Raw genomic sequence first — 15,636 nt, 5'->3', positions numbered from 1 at the left:
TCTGCTAGAGCAAGTGTGGAATTTTTGTGGGACGAAGCAATGAATATCGCAGCCAATTTCGCTGATGATTTGGAAACCGGCGAGGCCGACACCAGCGGCCATGCGCTGTTTGCCGATGCGCCGCGTTCCGTCTCCTTCAACAAGCTGCGCAAGCGGCTGCTGCGGCAGGTGCGCCAGGCCTTCGACGATTTCGACATGTTGAAGGGCCAGAAGCGCTGGCTGGTCGGTCTTTCCGGCGGCAAGGATTCCTACGGGCTGCTGGCCTTGCTGCTCGATCTCAAATGGCGCGGCCTGCTGCCGGTGGAACTCATCGCCTGCAATCTCGACCAGGGACAGCCGAATTTCCCGAAGCACGTGCTGCCGGATTATCTGAAAAAGATCGGCGTCCAGCACCGGATCGAGTATCGCGATACCTATTCGATCGTGAAGGAGAAGGTGCCGGAAGGCGCCACCTACTGCTCACTCTGTTCGCGGCTGCGGCGCGGCAATCTCTACCGCGTCGCGCGGGAAGAGGGCTGCGATGCGCTGGTGCTCGGTCACCACCGCGAAGACATTCTCGAAACCTTCTTCATGAATTTCTTCCATGGCGGGCGGCTCGCCTCGATGCCGGCCAAGCTTCTGAACGACGAGGGCGACCTGATGGTGCTCCGGCCGCTTGCCTATGCTGCCGAGGAAGACCTCGCGAAATTCGCTGTCGCGATGCAGTTTCCGATCATCCCCTGCGATCTGTGCGGCTCGCAGGACGGGCTGCAGCGCAATGCGATGAAGGATATGCTCGCCGATATCGAACAGCGCATGCCGGGACGCAAGGACACGATGCTGCGGGCGCTTTCGCATGTGAACCCTTCACATCTGCTCGATCCGAAACTCTTCGACTTTTCCACCCTTGCTGTCACCGACCCGTCATGAATGGCCGGCTAAGCAGGCGGCTCATGTATGACGGACAGGATTTCGCATGACTATTTCTGACAAGGACATTCTCTTTCTCGGTGATTGCATCCGGGAGGCGGCGCGTGCCGAGATCATGCCGCGTTTCCGCAATCTCGCCGATGCCGATGTTTCGGAAAAGACTTCGGCAATCGATCTGGTGACACAGGCGGATCTGCATGCCGAACACAGGATCACCGCGGCGCTAAGGGAGCGCTTTCCTCAAGCACTCATCGTTGGCGAAGAGGCTTATGATGCCGATCGGTCCGTCGTGCCGGCCCTTGCCGATGCCGAGCTTGCCTTCGTCATCGACCCTGTCGACGGGACGTTCAATTTCGCCGCCGGGCTTCCCGTCTTCGGGACGATGCTGGCGGTGACTGCCAGGGGCGAAACGGTCGCCGGCATCATTCACGATCCCGTTCTCGGCGATACCGTGACGGCGATCAAGGGTGCCGGCACGTTGCTGACACGCCGGGACGGGCAGTCGACAAAGCTGAAGGTGGCCGAGCCTGCTAGCCTGAGCCAGATGGTCGGCGGCCTCTCATGGGGCCACATGGACGACCCGGATCGCGCGCGCATCTGCGCCAACATGGCGAAGATCCGGATGACCTTCTCCTTCAATTGCTCGGCCTACGAATATTGGATGGTCGCTTCCGGCAAGATGCACTTCATCGGCCATGCGAAGCTGATGCCCTGGGACCACCTGGCCGGCGTGCTCGCGCATCAGGAGGCCGGCGGCCATACGGCGAAATTCGACGGCACGCCCTATCGCCCCGGCGAGACGACGGGCGGCATCATCTCCGCACCCGATCGGGAAAGCTGGCAGCTGATCCGACGTGAGATCGTCGGCATTTGATGTGAGGCCCTTCCCGAAAGGCCGGACCGAAAGGATTTGACATGACTTCGACCGTTGACGTGACCGTTCTTGCCGATCTGCTGCGCCGCGCGGCGAAGGCGGAGATCCTGCCGCGCTTCCGCCGGCTCGGCCAGGGCGACGTGCGCGCGAAGAGCGAGGCGACCGATCTCGTCACCGAGGCGGATGAACAGGCCGAGCGGATGATCAAGGCGGAAGCTCAGCGGCTCTGGCCGAGTGCGCTGTTCCTCGGCGAGGAATCGGTCGCGGCCGAGCCTGATTTGCTCTACGGGCTCGAAGATGCCGATCTCGCCATCGTCGTCGATCCGGTCGACGGTACGTTCAACTTCGCCTCCGGTATTCCGGCTTTCGGCGTCATGGCCTCTGTCGTCTCGGCCGGCGAGACGGTTGCCGGTATCATCTACGATCCGATGGGCGACGACTGGGTGATGGCGGAAAAAGGCGGCGGCGCCTGGCTGCGCCGGCCGGATGGCGAAGCGCAGCGGCTCGCGGTTGCAGACCCGGTTGCGCTCGACCAGATGGTCGGCATGGCCTCGACCGGCTACCTGCCGCAGGAGAAGCGGGCGGAGATTCTCGGCAATCTGGCCAAGGTGCGTTTCCTCACCAATTACCGCTGTGCGGCCCAAGAATACCGCACCTTTGCCGGCGGCCATGTGCATTACCTGATGTACAACAAGCTGATGCCCTGGGATCATCTTGCCGGCACGCTGATCTCGCAGGAGGCCGGTGCCTATGCGGCGCGCTTCGACGGCTCGCCCTACCAGCCGCATCACCTCGACGGCGGTCTGCTGATTGCGCCCGACAAGGCCTCGTGGAACGTGCTACGGCGTGAGGTTTTCACGGTCTGAAAAGCGGTCCGACTGCCGCCTGTTATCCGTAGAACTTTTCCATGAGAAAGTTTTCCAGGCTTTGCCCACGTTTCTCGACGATTTGCTTCGTTATGACGCGGAAGCCTTTTCGCGCAAAAAACGGCCGGGCAGTTCGGCTGGCTTCGGTATAAATTCGGCTGAACCCCAGTTTCAGAGCTTCGTCCTCGATCCTGCTCAACAGCCGGCTTGCTATTCCAAGCCCTTGAAATTCGGGATGCACAAACATCATGTCCAGGCACCCGTCGCCGGTCAGGTCGGAAAACCCAACAGGCTGTCCGTCAAATTCTGCGATCCAGGCAGGCCTGCTTTTCCTTCGCTCTGCCCATAGTCCGCGATCTTCCACCTTCGCCCAAGCCTGGATCTGAGCGGGTGAGTAGTCTTTCGACGAGACCTCTCGAATCGCACGCAGAAAAATTTCAATCGTCGCGTCCACGTCGCCGGGCGCGTAAGACCTGATCAGAATTCGGTCGTCCATAGAGGATGCCTTCGCGCACTGCCGCACCAATCCGATGGCTTGAACCATCGATCAAATGACTACTGCTATCCTGTTATAGGGCAGCGAGAATGTACTCCCACGCCAGTCGTCCCAATTTGGCATCGGCTGTCTCACTTCCACCGTGAGCACGCAGCGATGATCGGGGAGTCGTTTCCCCCGGCAGCAAAATGCGATGGCCCGCATCTTCTCCCAACACAAGCTGGGTGAATAGGCCCGAAGCTGCGCGCCGGCGAACAATTGCTGCGGCAAATTCGTCTGACGGCCAAAGCGCATCATCGCCTCCTGCCACAAGCAGAATTTCGGCAGTTGTTTTCTCCAAAGGGATAGTTGCTGGCTCGATCTCAGACTCGTGCACTTGAAGACATCGTTCGAACAGGCCCCGGTAGGCAACGAGCCCGTCTCGGTATTCCTGCACCCATTCAGGGTCGGACGATACAAAGGGAAGCGGTGTCCCTCGCAACGTCCAGGATGAGCGTTCCGGCCAGCTGATGCCGTCAAGCCCCGGACCAATATTTCCCCATACGACCGAAGAAGGGCTCATTGCGATGACGGCGCTGATGCGTGGATCATATACCGCCGTGAGCAGCGCGGCTTCGGCGCCTTTCGATGTCCCCACCAAGACGATACGTCTGCAGCCGAGCTCCATCAAATAATCGGTGGCGGCGAAGAAGATTTCCAGCGGCACCTCGCAAATACCTGGCACCTGGCCTTCGCCGCCGAACCACCGAAGCGCGATTACCGTTGCCCCTTGGCTGGCAAACAACCTGGCACGGGCCACATCGACCCGACCACTGGAGCCGCCGAGTACCACAACGCCAGTGGCGGTATTTGTTTTGGCTTGAAATATCCCACCCTGCAATGGCGGGGGGAGATGTTGATATTCTACATCCAAAACTGAGCTCCTTGTTCCAAGGGCATCCAGATTTAGGAACGTGCCGAGTTTGTTATTTAAATGCAATGCCGCCGGGACCGAACCACCCAGCAGCTCGCACTTCAAAAGTGGGCCGCACCCGGATCGAGCTGCGGGCTGTCGCCGGGGTGGGTGAAGAGCTTGCCGTTCTCCGCCCAAAGGGTGGCTGCGATCGTCACCGCGCCGAAGAGCGCGAAGCCGCCGAAGAGCGGCTGCACCGTGCCGTTGAACATCTGACCGACCAGGCCGCCGAGGATGGCGCCGAAGGTCGTCGAGACGAAACCGGTGATGGCGGTGGCCGTGCCCGCGAGATTGCCCATCGGCTCGAGGCTGATGGCGGTGAAATTAGTGGCGATCAGGGCAAACATCATCAGCACGATGGTGAAGATGCCGTAGGCGATGGCGAAATCCGGCTTGCCGGCCAGCGAATAGAAGAAGCCGACAGCCGACAGTGCCGTGAAAATCAGCAGGGCGGCGTGCGAGATGCGGCGCATGCCGAATTTGCGCACGAAGAAGCCGTTGGCGAAATTGGCGACGGCGATGCCGCCTGCGGTGGCCGCAAAGGCGATCGGCAACCAGTCGCCAAGGCCATAGACTTCACCGAAGACCTGCTGCACCGAGATCACATAGGCGCTGATGACGCCGGTGAACATGGTGAGGCCGATCATGTAGCCGCAGGTGATACGGTTCGTGAGCACGGTCTTGAAGCCATCCCCGACAGAGGCAACCGACAGCGGCAGCCGCTCTTCCGGCGGCAGCGATTCCTTCAACCGCAGAAGAGCCCAGACGAACAGGATGGCGGCGATGATGCCGAGCAGGATGAAGATCCAGTGCCAGTTGGCATAGAGGATGATGAGCTGGCCGACGGAAGGCGCAACGATCGGCACGATCATGAAGACGATCATGACATAAGACATGACGCGCGCCATTTCGCGGCCGCCGAAGCAGTCGCGGACGATGGCCATGGTGGTGATGCGCACGGCCGCACCGCCGATGCCCTGGACGAAACGCATGACGAGCAGCATTTCGAAACTGCCGGTCGCTGCGGCGGCAAACATTCCGACAATATAGCAGGCCAGGCCGCCGAGCAGGATGTTGCGGCGGCCGAACGTATCCGAAAGGCTGCCGAAGAATATCTGTGAGACGCCGAAGCCTAAGAAGAACACGCCGATGATCAGCTGCGCGTCGTTGGTATTGGTGACGCCGAGGGAATGGCCGATATTGGGCAATGCCGGCAGCATGCTGTCGATCGCCATGGCGACGCTGGCGGTCATGATGGCGATGGTGACGACGAATTCGCCAAAGCCCATGCCGATGCGGCGAGAGCCTTGGTTTTCCTGGTGCGGTTTATGCGGCGGCGTCATGTGGTGAAATCCCGGATGCGAATGAGGCCGGCCGTTCAGACGGCTGGGTTCTGCGATTGGAAGAGGCGGCCCTTCTCGGCGATCAGCACGAAGACCAGGCCGACGATCGACACGGCGAAATAACCGGCGACCATCGGCAGTGCCGTGCCGTCGAAGGCCTGGCCGATGCCGGCGCCGATGATGGCGCCGCCGACCGTGCTCATGAAGCCGAGGACGGAGGAGGCGGTGCCGGCGACGTGGCCGAGCGGTTCCATGGCGAGCGAATTGAAGTTCGAGCCGATCCAGCCAAACTGGAACATGGCAAGGCCGAAGAAGGAGATGAACAGGGCAAACGGCATCGGCTCGGTGCTGGCCATCTGGACGATCAGCCAGATGGTGTTGATGGCAATGAAGCCGAGCAGCGAGCCGTGCGACAGGCGGCGCATGCCGAGCTTGCCGACGAAGCGGGAATTGAAGAAGGACGACAAAGACATGAAGATCGCCACGCCGGCGAAGGCGAAGGGGAAATAGACGCCGAGATCGTAGATGCCGACATAGACCTGCTGGGCGGAATTGATGAAGCCGAACAGCGCGCCGAAGATGAAGGTGCTGGCGATGGTGTAGCAGAGCGCCACGCGATTGGTCAGCACCAGCTTGAAGGCTCCGAAGACCGAGCGGGCGGTAAAGGGGCGGACATTGCCGGGATGCAGGGTTTCCGGCAGACGGAGATAGGCCCAGACGGCGATAGCAATCGCCATCGCGGCGATGAACAGGAAGATCAGGTGCCAGTTACCGAAGAACATGACGATCTGACCGGTGCCGGGCGCAATCACTGGCACGATCATGAAAACCATCATGATCAGCGACATGACTTCGGCCATCTGCCGGCCGCCATAGATATCGCGAACGATGGAGACGGTGATGACGCGGGTTGCGGCGGAGCCGACGCCCTGGATGAAGCGCAGGGCGAGCAAGCCAGCAAAGGACGGAACGAAGACGATACTGATGGCGGACAGGATATAGATGACGAGGCCGATTAGAAGCGGCGTGCGGCGGCCGAAACGGTCGGAGAGCGGACCGTAAAACAACTGGGCGCAGCCGAAGCCGAGCAGGTAGGTGGAGACGACGAACTGACGATGATTTTCGCTCTCGACGCCGAGGCTCGCGCCGATCTGCTGCAAGGCCGGCAGCATGATATCGATCGCCAGCGAATTGACGGCCATCAGGAAGGCAGCAAGCGCGATGAATTCTCGCTTGCCCATGGGCAGGTGGCCCGCGGACACGGCTTGTGATGAATCTGTCACAATGAAATTCCCATAAACAGGTCAAGGCGCTGCTAGCCGCAGCGCCTCGAACTCAAGAAACAGATTTGGAAACCGGGCGGACGTCCGGTGACCGGTCAGGCGGCGCCGCGCACGGTGATGCCGTTTTCCTGGAGGTGCTGCTGCAGCTCACCAGCCTGGAACATTTCCCGGACGATGTCACAGCCGCCGACGAATTCGCCCTTTATGTAAAGCTGCGGGATTGTCGGCCAGTTGGAGTATTCCTTGATGCCCTGGCGGATTTCCGAATCGGCAAGCACGTTGACGCCCTTGTAGTCGACGCCGATGTAATCGAGAATCTGCACGACCTGCCCGGAGAAACCGCACTGCGGAAACTGCGGCGTGCCCTTCATGAAGAGGACGACGTCGTTGCTCTTGATTTCGTTGTCGATGAATTCGTGAATGCCGCTCATAGGACCTGATCCTTTCAACAGGCGGGTTAAAGGCCCGCCGTTTCAATCGTTGCCTTTAGATAGCATGCGACGGCAGGAATTCCAGCCGCCCGAACCAAAAAAAGACCAATTCGCGCAGGCCGTTGCCGGGTTGTTGCCGTCGCGTTACGGTCGATTGGCGAGATAGGTCTGAATCTGTTCGATTTCGACATCGGTGAAATGGCTGAAATCCCATTGGGAAACCTGTGTCATCACGCCGAGATCGCGGTTGCCGACACCCTCGCCGGTGCGCAGCAGCGTCCTGAAATCGGCAGCCGAATAGGATTGCGCCAGGGGCTTAAGCGCCGGCGCCAGGAAGGCTTCCGACTGCTTTGCCGTATCGAGATTATGACAGTGGCTGCAATCGGTCCTGAAGGCGTATTCGCCGATATCGGCCGGACGCGTCGCGGCAGGGGTGCCCACGGCAGGCACCAGATCGGCCTCGAAGGGGATCTTGTCGAGCGCCAGGCCGATTCGCCCGAGCGGTCCCCATTGAGTCGTTCCGGCCACCGCATCGGGAAGGTGCTTCAAACTGCGCATCCACGCAATGATCGCCGCCATATCGTCATCGGTGATATTGGCGAAGTTGCTTGCCGGCATGATGAAGGCGCCGGTACCGTCCTTCTTGACGCCATGGCGGATGAGGCGCACGAGTTCAGCATCGCTGTACATGGGCACGAAGCGGGTCAGGTTCGGCGCGACGATGCGGCCGAGGCCCGGTTCGTCGATGAGCACGTTGCCGGCATCGTGATGACAGCCGCCACACATCAGCGTGCGCGCGCGGCGTTCGGCTTCCTCGGCAGGCAGCGTCGTCTTGACGGTGAAATCGGCAACCGCGACGTCGTAGGTCCTGGAAAGGCGCATCTCCGACAGGGCGTAGACGCCGGCAGCCGCGATGAGACAGATCGCGACGACGGCCGCAAGAATGATTTTCAACATGCGCATCATCGGTTTATGCCCTCAAGAGCGCCGCTATTCGTCCGAAGCCGCTCACATTTGATCGTGCCTTAGCTGCGTCGCTGGCGGCTGCGGCCAGCGGCGGTGCGGCGCTTGCTGACCTGTTTGCGGGCGGGCTTAGCCTTGGCCGAGGTCGTCTTGCGCGCAACCTTCGTCGTCGCGGCGGGTCGTGTCTTACGCCTCCTGCGCTTCGTCGCGACGCGGCCGGTGGTCTTTTTCAGGATCTCCTTCAGCACGCTGTCGACGACGCCTGATATCAATTCTTTGACTAGGTCGGCCACAAAACCCCTCCGTTCGTGATGGAAACGACATGGACGCTATTGAATTCCGGAAGAGTTCGGTTAGCAAGACGGCTTCGAGACCATAGCTGCTTTTTTGTCCCTATCAGCGGCGCAGCAGCCGGATCGCAGCAACATGCCGGCCATTCGCCGGCCGGAAGAGTGGAATGAAACTGATCGAGAAGCGGGTCGTCCTGCATTTCACGGGCTTCGAGCCGCTCGACGGCGTTGCCCATAGGGCACGCTACGAGCGTTCGGCCAGGCAGAGTGCCGCCGTTTGGGGCTATTCGCTTGAAACGGGTGCGCCGGAGGCGGGAAGTGATCCCCTCAGTTTCGTGGTCACGACGGGCGGACGGGATGCCGACAAAGCGGCGGCCGGGGAAGGGACCGGTTTCCCCAGCTGGCAGACGAAGAGCCGGATCCACATGGTCGATCACGATACGCTGGTAACCAGGCTGCGCGGGGGCAACACGCTGAGCCAGATTATGGCAGGTTTCCGAAGCTGCGCCGAGATCATGCTCGAAGGCGGGATGCGGGGATATTTTCGCCACGCCTGGCGCTTCGGTCTGTTCTTCCTCTTCCCGTTCCTGCTGACCGCGCTGGCGATCGCGCTGACGGCACAGATCGCCATCATGCCCTATGGTCTCGGCTTTTCGCCGTGGCACATGCTCTGGAGCGGACCGCTGGCGCTTTGTTTCTTCATCTTCGCCTTCCTGCCGTTTTCCGAACGTTTCCATACGCTGCATCTCTTCGCCGATTGGGTAATGGCCGTGGCGCTCGGCCGCATGGACCGGACAGATTTCAACGACTGGCTGGAAGACCGGGCCGCTGCCGTGCGTAACGCGCTTGACGAAGAGGCGGACGAATATGTGATCTCCTCGCACAGCATGGGATCGAGTGTTGCCGCCCATGTCATCGGCATATTGCTGGAACGGGAGCCGGAGATATTCAGGGGCAAGCGGGTGGTGTTTGCCACGCTCGGCAGCGCCATCCTGCAATGCGCGCTGCTATCGTCGGCGACGCAGCTGCGCGCCCGCGTCGGGTTGATCGCGCGCTGTCCCGAGATTTCCTGGCTCGACGTGCAGTGCCTGACGGATTCGATCAATTTCTACAAGGTGCCGGTCGTCGCCATTTCCGGCCATGCGGATGCACCTCCGGCGAAGATGATCCTGATCCGTGTCAAGCAGATGCTGACGCCCGAGCACTATCGCAAGATCCGCAAGGACCAGCTGCGCGTCCACCGGCAATATGTGCTGGGGCCTGATCTGCAGGCATCCTTCGATTTCACGCTTTTGACATCGGGGCCAATGCCGGCCTCGGTCTTTGCCGATCCCGACGAAAAGAGAATGCCCGGCTGAGGGCCGGGCACCGTTTATCCGGATCGCGTCGGGCTCTATTCCGGTGCGGAGGTCTGCAGCGCCAACGCGTGCAGTATGCCGCCCATATTGCCCTTCAGCGCCTCGTAGACCATCTGGTGCTGCTGCACGCGGCTCTTGCCGCGAAAGGCTTCGGCGACGACTTCGGCGGCGTAATGATCGCCGTCGCCCGCCAGATCGCGGATCGTCACCTTGGCACCGGGAATCCCAGCCTTGATCATGTCTTCGATATCGCCGGGTTTCATGGCCATGATCGTTACTCCTTGCGCATCATTCCGCAGCCAGTTCGCCGCGGCCTTCCATGAAATCAGGGAACCACGATTCATGGGCATCGCGCAATTGCTGAATCGGCAGCGAGATGAGATCGCCGACGATGAGCGCCGTTCCTCGGACCGTGCCGAGACGGCGGAAGGGGACGCCGGCGCCTTCGGCATTGGCGCAAACGAAATTTGCGACGTCCGCAGGCACCGTCAGCACGTAGCGCGCCTGATCCTCGCCGAAGAGCAGCGCATGCGGCGCGCCCTTGGCTTCACCGAGATCGATGACGAGACCCTTGCCTGAGGCCATCGTCATTTCGGCGAGCGCCACGGCAAGACCGCCGGAAGAAATGTCGTGGCAGGCGGTCGCCTGGCCGTTGCGGATGACGGAGCGGACGAAATCGCCATTGCGGCGCTCGGCGAACAGATCCACCTCCGGCGCCGGACCTTCGCGGCTGGCAAGCACGTCTCTGACATAGACGGACTGGCCGAGATGGCTGCCGTCGACGCCGATCATGATCACCTTGTCGCCGTCGTTGGCGGTGCCGATGCGGGCCATCTGGCTCCAATCCGGCAACAGGCCGACGCCTGCGATCGTCGGGGTGGGCAGGATGGCGACGCCGTTGGTCTCGTTGTAGAGCGAGACGTTGCCGGAGACGATTGGGAAATCGAGTGCGCGGCAGGCTTCGCCGATGCCCTTCACTGCCTCGACGAACTGGCCCATGATTTCGGGCTTTTCGGGGTTGCCGAAATTGAGATTGTCGGTGGCGGCGAGCGGCTCGGCGCCTGTCGCGGTGATGTTGCGCCAGCATTCGGCGACCGCCTGCTTGCCTCCTTCGAAGGGATCGGCTTCGACATAACGCGGGGTGACGTCGGAGGAGAAGGCGAGCGCCTTGCTCGGATGGCCGTCGACGCGCACGACGCCGGCATCGCCGCCCGGAAGCTGCAGCGAATTGCCCTGGATGAGCGTGTCATATTGTTCATACACCCAGCGGCGGCTCGACTGGTTGGCGGAACCGACGAGCTGCAGCAGCGCCTGGCCGTAATCCTGAGGTGCCGCGACGAGATTGGCGGGCAGGGGAGCCTGCTTGCCGGATTCGCGCCAGGGGCGATCATATTCCGGCGCCTGGTCGCCGAGATCCTTGATCGGCAGGTTGGCGACTTCCTCACCCTGGTGCATGACGCGGAAGCGCAGGTCGTCGGTTGTCTTGCCGACGATGGCGAAATCGAGGCCCCACTTGACGAAGATCGCCTTGGCTTCGTCTTCCTTCTCCGGCTGCAGCACCATGAGCATGCGCTCCTGGCTTTCCGACAGCATCATTTCGTAGGCCGTCATCCTCTCTTCGCGAACCGGCACCTTGTCGAGCTCGAGCAGGATGCCGAGATCGCCCTTGGCGCCCATTTCGACGGCCGAGCAGGTGAGGCCGGCCGCACCCATGTCCTGGATGGCGATGACGGCGCCGGTCTTCATCAATTCCAGGCAGGCTTCCAGCAGGCACTTTTCGGTGAAGGGGTCGCCGACCTGAACGGTCGGGCGCTTCTCCTCGATCGATTCGTCGAATTCGGCCGAGGCCATCGTCGCGCCGCCTACGCCGTCGCGGCCGGTCTTGGCGCCGAGATAGACGACAGGCAAGCCGACGCCCTTGGCTTCAGACAGGAAGATGGCGTTGGATTTCGCAATGCCGGCGGCAAAGGCGTTGACGAGGATGTTGCCGTTGTAGCGGGCGTCGAACTCAACTTCACCGCCAACCGTCGGCACGCCGAAGGAATTGCCGTAGCCGCCGACGCCGGAGACGACGCCGGAGACGAGATGACGGGTCTTGGGATGATCCGGCTCGCCGAAGCGCAGCGCGTTCATCGCGGCGATCGGGCGTGCCCCCATGGTGAAGACATCACGCAGGATGCCGCCGACGCCGGTCGCCGCACCTTGATAAGGCTCGATATAGGAGGGGTGGTTGTGGCTCTCCATCTTGAAGACGACGCAATCGCCGTCATCGATGTCGACGACGCCGGCGTTTTCGCCCGGACCCTGGATGACGCGCGGCCCCTTGGTCGGCAGCGTGCGCAGCCATTTCTTCGAGGATTTGTAGGAGCAGTGCTCGTTCCACATGGCCGAGAAGATGCCGAGCTCGGTGAAGGTCGGTTCGCGGCCGATCAGATCTAGAATACGCTGGTACTCGTCCGGCTTCAGGCCATGGCCTGCAATGAGTTCCGGCGTGATCGGGATGGTGTTTGGAATGGTCATGAGCGGAAAGTCCCTGGCGCGTTTTGCGCTGTCTTTAGCTTATGTAGCGGCGGCGCGCGACAGAAAAAAAGCCCGCCGTCAACAGAGGGCGGGCAGGCTTTCTTCACAAAGGCGGCAACCACTCAGAACTTATAGCCGATCTGCAGGCCGGCGCGGGTCATGCCGTCGTTCGGGCCGTCGCAGAGATTGGCATGCGAGGAGTGGGCAATCTGGGCCATCACGTTCCAATTGCGGGTGAAACGGTAGCCGGCGCCCAGATATTCGTGGAAGAGGACGCGACAGCCGAGTTCCGGACCGTCACTGTCGCCCTCGAGATCGCCGGTATGGATGACGCCGCCGAATCCGGCTTCGGTAAAGAGCTTTTCGTTGAAATCGACCGTCCAGGTGAAGCCGGTGAAGAATTGGGTGGCCTCGCCTGACGTGCCGATCGACGTGCCGAGATGGATACGGGGATGCAGCAGCTGCTGCCAGCCGACCGCCGCGTCGTAGCCGAAGGGATCGAAGAGAGCGGTAATCTCGGGAAAGACGCCGTCTTCCCTGGAATGGCCCGATTGTACCGAGGTCGAGACGCCGAAGCGCAATTCATCGAATATCTGCTCGCCGGCCGTTGCCGAACCCGCGGCTGTCGCTGCCACGGATGCCATGCCCAAAAAACGCAACGCGATCCTTCCGTAATCGAGCCTCATTTGCTGTCCTTTGATTCGCGTCAGACGGGAACAACAAAGGCGTAACATGGACGTCGAGTCGCTAAAGCACCTCGAAGAAGCTTCGGCGTTTTTTCCGATTTATGGCGTCGATTTGCAACACGTCATATTTCACCGTCATAGGCGGAGCCGCCATTTTCCAGCAGGCGGCGCAGGATCATCAGGCCCGAAATGAGTTCCTGCCCTGTCTTCGGCGAGGAAAAACCGATGCGGACGCGGTGATAGGTTTTCTCGCCGCGGGCTGCCTTGAACTCATCCTCGTCGTCGACGAGCACGCCGTCGCGATAGGCGGCGTTCTTGAAGGTGCCGGACATCCAGGGTTCGGGCAGTTTCAGCCAGAGGAACGGCGCATGCGGGTGCGATTCGAAATCGAAGCCCTGCAACTGCTCGCGGACGAGCCGGACACGCCGGGAGAGTTCCTCGACGCTTGCCTTGCGGATTTCGTGCGCCGTGCCGCTTTCGACGAGACGTGCGCAGGTCTCTGCCAGGATGAAGGGCAGGCCGCCGGTGATCATCCTGTGCGTCACCTTGATGCGCTGGGCAAAATGCGGCGGGCAGGCGACCCAGCCGCCGCGCACACCGGCGGCGACCGATTTCGACAGGCCGTTGACAAGAAAGGTGCGATCGGGCGCAATCGAGGCGAGCAGCGGCGTGTCGTCATCGGCCATGCCGCCGTAGAGATCGTCCTCGATTAGCCAGACGCCGTGCTTCCGAGCGATTGCAGCGATTGCCACCCGTCGCTCATAGGGCATGATCGCCAGCGTCGGATTGTGGACGGTCGGCATCAGGAAGGCGATCTTCGGATGCTGCTGCTGACAGAGCCGCTCGAAATCCTCGGGAATCACGCCGAGCTCATCGGAATCGACCGTCAGCGTGCGCCTGCCGAGCAGGCGAGCACTGCGGCTGACCTGCGTGTAGGTGAGGTCCTCGAAGACGATCTTGTCGCCCGGCGCCGAGACGGCCGAGATCACTGATATCGCCGCCGCATGGGCGCCGAGCGTCGGCACGACGTTCTCGACCTCCGGCGTCCAGCCGCTGCGGGCAAGCCAGAGGCGGCCGGCCTCGAACCAGTTGCGCGGGAAACTCCGGGAATAGGAGGAAATTTCGGACAGATGCTGTTCGCCGATCTCGGCGAGGATGCCCGCTATGACCTTGCCCTGACCGAGATCGGGCGCGGCCGTCGTGTCAAAACGGATCTTGTTGGCAGGCGCATCCTGGACGCGGGTGCCGCCGAGCGAGACGGTCAGCGGATCGATCTGCTCGCCGGGCGGCGTTTCGGAGCGGTTCAGTACATAGGTGCCGCGCCCCACTTCGCCGGCGACCAGGCCCCGCTCATGCACCAGCGCATAGGCGCGGCCGATCGTGCCGATTGTCACGCCGATATCATAGGCAAGATTGCGCTGCGGCGGCAGCTTGCTGCCGGCGGGCAGGGCGCCGCTTGATATTGCGGATTCAATGCTGTCGGCGAGCCGGAGATAGACCGGCCCGGAACCGCGGGAAATATCGGGTAGCCAATTTGTCATGGTGACAATTGTATATATTGGCACATTGTATCGGTCAAGCGTATGAGTCAATTCCAACGACAAGCCGTGAGGATTCCTGGAATGTCTGCCTTACCCGAGATCAAAATGCCGATTGTACCGATTGTCTCCTATGAAGACAGGAGACAGATCATTCTCCCCGACGTGCCCGCTGAGGCGACGACGCGGCTCGGCCGGATCTGGGCGGCCACTCTTCTCTGGCATCAGAAGCGGGAAGGCCGGCGTGCGCTGAGAAACCTGACGGCGAACGAGCTCAAGGATATCGGCGTGTCGCAGTCCGATGCGGCGCGCGAAGTCAGCAAGTCGTTCTTCTGGGACTGAAGATGCTTTCCGAACGGATCATGCTTTCGGAACTGAACGGGGCGATTAGAGCCTTTCCGGGTTAGATTGCAGCATTCTGCCGGAGCAGGTTTTCGTCAGGGCAAAGGCGATTGGCGAAGGGCATACCTCTTGGTACGTCCGAGCCGATCGCCTTTGCCCTGGCGGAAAGATGCCTGGCCCTTCGGGTTGGCTGAAACGGGCCGGCTGATCGACCGGCCGGCTTGGCCGTAGAGCCGGGCTACGACGCGCGCCGGCCGGTCGACCATCCGACTCCGTTTGAGCCAACAGAATGCTGCAAGCTAACCCGGAAAGGCTCTAGCTGCAGGCCTTGTTGCCTGCCGACCAGCGATTGACGTCGGCGGCGATGCGGCCTGCGACCGGCTCCTGCATCATCGGCCCGAAGGCCTGGAGACGCGAGGGGCTTCCCTCAGCCTGCACGACGAGCAGCGGCCGGCTTTCCGGGCTGCCCTTGTGGACGACCAGGATGCGCGGCCGGCCGGAAAAGGAATTGAGTTCCGGTGCGAGCTTATAGGCGGCAAAAGCCGGATCGCCCGACTTGAACCAGCAGGCATTGGCGCCGAGCGCCACGCGTTCCATCGTCGGCAGCGCGCCACGGTTCGGGCCTGTCGTCGGTGCCGGCGTCTGGCAGGCTGCGACCATGGCTGCGAGAGCGGTCAACAGGGCGGCGTTTGCGAGGCGAGGGCGCATCAATCTTGCTCCAGATCCGGACGGAAGGATTTTCGGGTGCATGCCGTTGCCCAAAACCGCTACGCGCGGGGCAACGT

The 15,636-nt window shown here is 61.6% G+C and carries 17 protein-coding genes; 5 read left to right on the top strand and 12 right to left on the bottom strand.

Annotated elements, in window-relative coordinates:
- The first annotated feature begins 39 nt into the window (after nt 1-39).
- Genes ttcA through NE851_RS22085 form a run of 3 tightly spaced genes read left to right on the top strand, consistent with a single transcriptional unit; the run spans nt 40 to nt 2,649 of the window.
- Nucleotides 40-909, top strand: coding sequence for a tRNA 2-thiocytidine(32) synthetase TtcA (gene ttcA / locus NE851_RS22095; RefSeq protein WP_254957720.1), 870 nt, complete (start codon nt 40-42; stop codon nt 907-909).
- Between the two features lie 46 nt (nt 910-955).
- A complete protein-coding gene (locus NE851_RS22090) occupies nt 956-1,783 on the top strand; it encodes an inositol monophosphatase family protein (protein WP_028756384.1) in 828 nt (275 codons plus the stop codon).
- Between the two features lie 41 nt (nt 1,784-1,824).
- Nucleotides 1,825-2,649, top strand: coding sequence for an inositol monophosphatase family protein (locus NE851_RS22085; protein ID WP_063475223.1), 825 nt, complete (start codon nt 1,825-1,827; stop codon nt 2,647-2,649).
- Nucleotides 2,650-2,671: 22 nt separating this feature from the next.
- On the opposite strand, the gene NE851_RS22080 is transcribed toward NE851_RS22085, so the two are convergent.
- The 7 genes from NE851_RS22080 to NE851_RS22050 form a co-directional block, all read right to left on the bottom strand.
- Nucleotides 2,672-3,145 carry a GNAT family N-acetyltransferase gene (locus NE851_RS22080; protein WP_063475254.1) on the bottom strand — a complete coding sequence of 158 codons (474 nt, stop codon included), beginning with the start codon at nt 3,143-3,145 and terminating at the stop codon, nt 2,672-2,674.
- Between the two features lie 73 nt (nt 3,146-3,218).
- Entirely contained in the window at nt 3,219-4,058 is an 840-nt protein-coding gene (locus tag NE851_RS22075) for an acyl-CoA thioester hydrolase/BAAT C-terminal domain-containing protein (RefSeq protein ID WP_097543648.1), read from the bottom strand.
- Nucleotides 4,059-4,159: 101 nt separating this feature from the next.
- Nucleotides 4,160-5,440, bottom strand: a complete 1,281-nt coding sequence (locus tag NE851_RS22070) for a multidrug effflux MFS transporter (protein WP_028758066.1) — start codon at nt 5,438-5,440, stop codon at nt 4,160-4,162.
- 35 nt (nt 5,441-5,475) lie between these two features.
- The gene (locus NE851_RS22065; protein WP_047611586.1) at nt 5,476-6,681 is read right to left on the bottom strand and encodes a multidrug effflux MFS transporter; all 1,206 of its coding nucleotides are present in this window, start codon (nt 6,679-6,681) and stop codon (nt 5,476-5,478) included.
- A gap of 137 nt (nt 6,682-6,818) precedes the next feature.
- Nucleotides 6,819-7,154, bottom strand: a complete 336-nt coding sequence (gene grxD, locus NE851_RS22060) for a Grx4 family monothiol glutaredoxin (RefSeq protein ID WP_003586231.1) — start codon at nt 7,152-7,154, stop codon at nt 6,819-6,821.
- A gap of 144 nt (nt 7,155-7,298) precedes the next feature.
- Nucleotides 7,299-8,120: a c-type cytochrome gene (locus NE851_RS22055; protein ID WP_097543647.1), complete on the bottom strand. Its 822-nt coding sequence runs from the start codon at nt 8,118-8,120 to the stop codon at nt 7,299-7,301.
- A 59-nt stretch (nt 8,121-8,179) separates the two neighbouring features.
- The gene (locus tag NE851_RS22050) at nt 8,180-8,410 is read right to left on the bottom strand and encodes a hypothetical protein (RefSeq protein WP_028758063.1); all 231 of its coding nucleotides are present in this window, start codon (nt 8,408-8,410) and stop codon (nt 8,180-8,182) included.
- A 164-nt stretch (nt 8,411-8,574) separates the two neighbouring features.
- Here NE851_RS22050 and NE851_RS22045 point away from each other — a divergent pair, with 164 nt between their 5' ends.
- Nucleotides 8,575-9,765 (top strand): hypothetical protein, encoded by a 1,191-nt coding sequence (locus NE851_RS22045; RefSeq protein ID WP_028758062.1) that lies wholly within the window; start codon nt 8,575-8,577, stop codon nt 9,763-9,765.
- Nucleotides 9,766-9,800: 35 nt separating this feature from the next.
- On the opposite strand, the gene NE851_RS22040 is transcribed toward NE851_RS22045, so the two are convergent.
- The 4 genes from NE851_RS22040 to NE851_RS22025 all read right to left on the bottom strand — a co-directional run bounded on the left by NE851_RS22040 (nt 9,801) and on the right by NE851_RS22025 (nt 14,512).
- Nucleotides 9,801-10,034: a BolA/IbaG family iron-sulfur metabolism protein gene (locus NE851_RS22040; RefSeq protein WP_003579540.1), complete on the bottom strand. Its 234-nt coding sequence runs from the start codon at nt 10,032-10,034 to the stop codon at nt 9,801-9,803.
- A 19-nt stretch (nt 10,035-10,053) separates the two neighbouring features.
- Nucleotides 10,054-12,285 carry a phosphoribosylformylglycinamidine synthase subunit PurL gene (purL, locus tag NE851_RS22035; RefSeq protein ID WP_254957701.1) on the bottom strand — a complete coding sequence of 744 codons (2,232 nt, stop codon included), beginning with the start codon at nt 12,283-12,285 and terminating at the stop codon, nt 10,054-10,056.
- 122 nt (nt 12,286-12,407) lie between these two features.
- The gene (locus tag NE851_RS22030) at nt 12,408-12,971 is read right to left on the bottom strand and encodes an acyloxyacyl hydrolase (protein ID WP_097543645.1); all 564 of its coding nucleotides are present in this window, start codon (nt 12,969-12,971) and stop codon (nt 12,408-12,410) included.
- Nucleotides 12,972-13,093: 122 nt separating this feature from the next.
- Nucleotides 13,094-14,512, bottom strand: a complete 1,419-nt coding sequence (locus tag NE851_RS22025; RefSeq protein ID WP_047609998.1) for an aminotransferase-like domain-containing protein — start codon at nt 14,510-14,512, stop codon at nt 13,094-13,096.
- Nucleotides 14,513-14,593: 81 nt separating this feature from the next.
- On the opposite strand from NE851_RS22025, the gene NE851_RS22020 reads away from it, so the two are divergent.
- Nucleotides 14,594-14,851, top strand: a complete 258-nt coding sequence (locus tag NE851_RS22020) for a DUF1127 domain-containing protein (RefSeq protein WP_028758058.1) — start codon at nt 14,594-14,596, stop codon at nt 14,849-14,851.
- A gap of 315 nt (nt 14,852-15,166) precedes the next feature.
- Here the strand turns inward: NE851_RS22020 and NE851_RS22015 are convergent, their stop codons facing one another.
- The gene (locus tag NE851_RS22015; RefSeq protein ID WP_028758057.1) at nt 15,167-15,559 is read right to left on the bottom strand and encodes a hypothetical protein; all 393 of its coding nucleotides are present in this window, start codon (nt 15,557-15,559) and stop codon (nt 15,167-15,169) included.
- Nucleotides 15,560-15,636: the final 77 nt, after the last annotated feature.

The sequence above is a fragment of the Rhizobium anhuiense bv. trifolii genome, from assembly GCF_024346605.1.
In the GTDB taxonomy this organism is placed as follows: domain Bacteria; phylum Pseudomonadota; class Alphaproteobacteria; order Rhizobiales; family Rhizobiaceae; genus Rhizobium; species Rhizobium anhuiense.
This window is presented reverse-complemented; position numbering and strand designations above follow the sequence as displayed.

What these genes read in the sequence shown, in the direction of transcription:
- NE851_RS22020 (WP_028758058.1), top strand. Translation starts at nt 14,594, where the DNA reads ATGTCTGCCTTACCCGAGATCAAAATGCCGATTGTACCGATTGTCTCC.
- NE851_RS22090 (WP_028756384.1), top strand. Translation starts at nt 956, where the DNA reads ATGACTATTTCTGACAAGGACATTCTCTTTCTCGGTGATTGCATCCGG.
- purL (WP_254957701.1), bottom strand. Translation starts at nt 12,285, where the DNA reads ATGACCATTCCAAACACCATCCCGATCACGCCGGAACTCATTGCAGGC.
- grxD (WP_003586231.1), bottom strand. Translation starts at nt 7,154, where the DNA reads ATGAGCGGCATTCACGAATTCATCGACAACGAAATCAAGAGCAACGAC.
- NE851_RS22070 (WP_028758066.1), bottom strand. Translation starts at nt 5,440, where the DNA reads ATGACGCCGCCGCATAAACCGCACCAGGAAAACCAAGGCTCTCGCCGC.
- NE851_RS22065 (WP_047611586.1), bottom strand. Translation starts at nt 6,681, where the DNA reads ATGGGCAAGCGAGAATTCATCGCGCTTGCTGCCTTCCTGATGGCCGTC.
- NE851_RS22025 (WP_047609998.1), bottom strand. Translation starts at nt 14,512, where the DNA reads ATGACAAATTGGCTACCCGATATTTCCCGCGGTTCCGGGCCGGTCTAT.
- NE851_RS22045 (WP_028758062.1), top strand. Translation starts at nt 8,575, where the DNA reads ATGAAACTGATCGAGAAGCGGGTCGTCCTGCATTTCACGGGCTTCGAG.
- NE851_RS22085 (WP_063475223.1), top strand. Translation starts at nt 1,825, where the DNA reads ATGACTTCGACCGTTGACGTGACCGTTCTTGCCGATCTGCTGCGCCGC.
- ttcA (WP_254957720.1), top strand. Translation starts at nt 40, where the DNA reads ATGAATATCGCAGCCAATTTCGCTGATGATTTGGAAACCGGCGAGGCC.
- NE851_RS22080 (WP_063475254.1), bottom strand. Translation starts at nt 3,145, where the DNA reads ATGGACGACCGAATTCTGATCAGGTCTTACGCGCCCGGCGACGTGGAC.
- NE851_RS22040 (WP_003579540.1), bottom strand. Translation starts at nt 10,034, where the DNA reads ATGGCCATGAAACCCGGCGATATCGAAGACATGATCAAGGCTGGGATT.
- NE851_RS22055 (WP_097543647.1), bottom strand. Translation starts at nt 8,120, where the DNA reads ATGATGCGCATGTTGAAAATCATTCTTGCGGCCGTCGTCGCGATCTGT.
- NE851_RS22030 (WP_097543645.1), bottom strand. Translation starts at nt 12,971, where the DNA reads ATGAGGCTCGATTACGGAAGGATCGCGTTGCGTTTTTTGGGCATGGCA.
- NE851_RS22015 (WP_028758057.1), bottom strand. Translation starts at nt 15,559, where the DNA reads ATGCGCCCTCGCCTCGCAAACGCCGCCCTGTTGACCGCTCTCGCAGCC.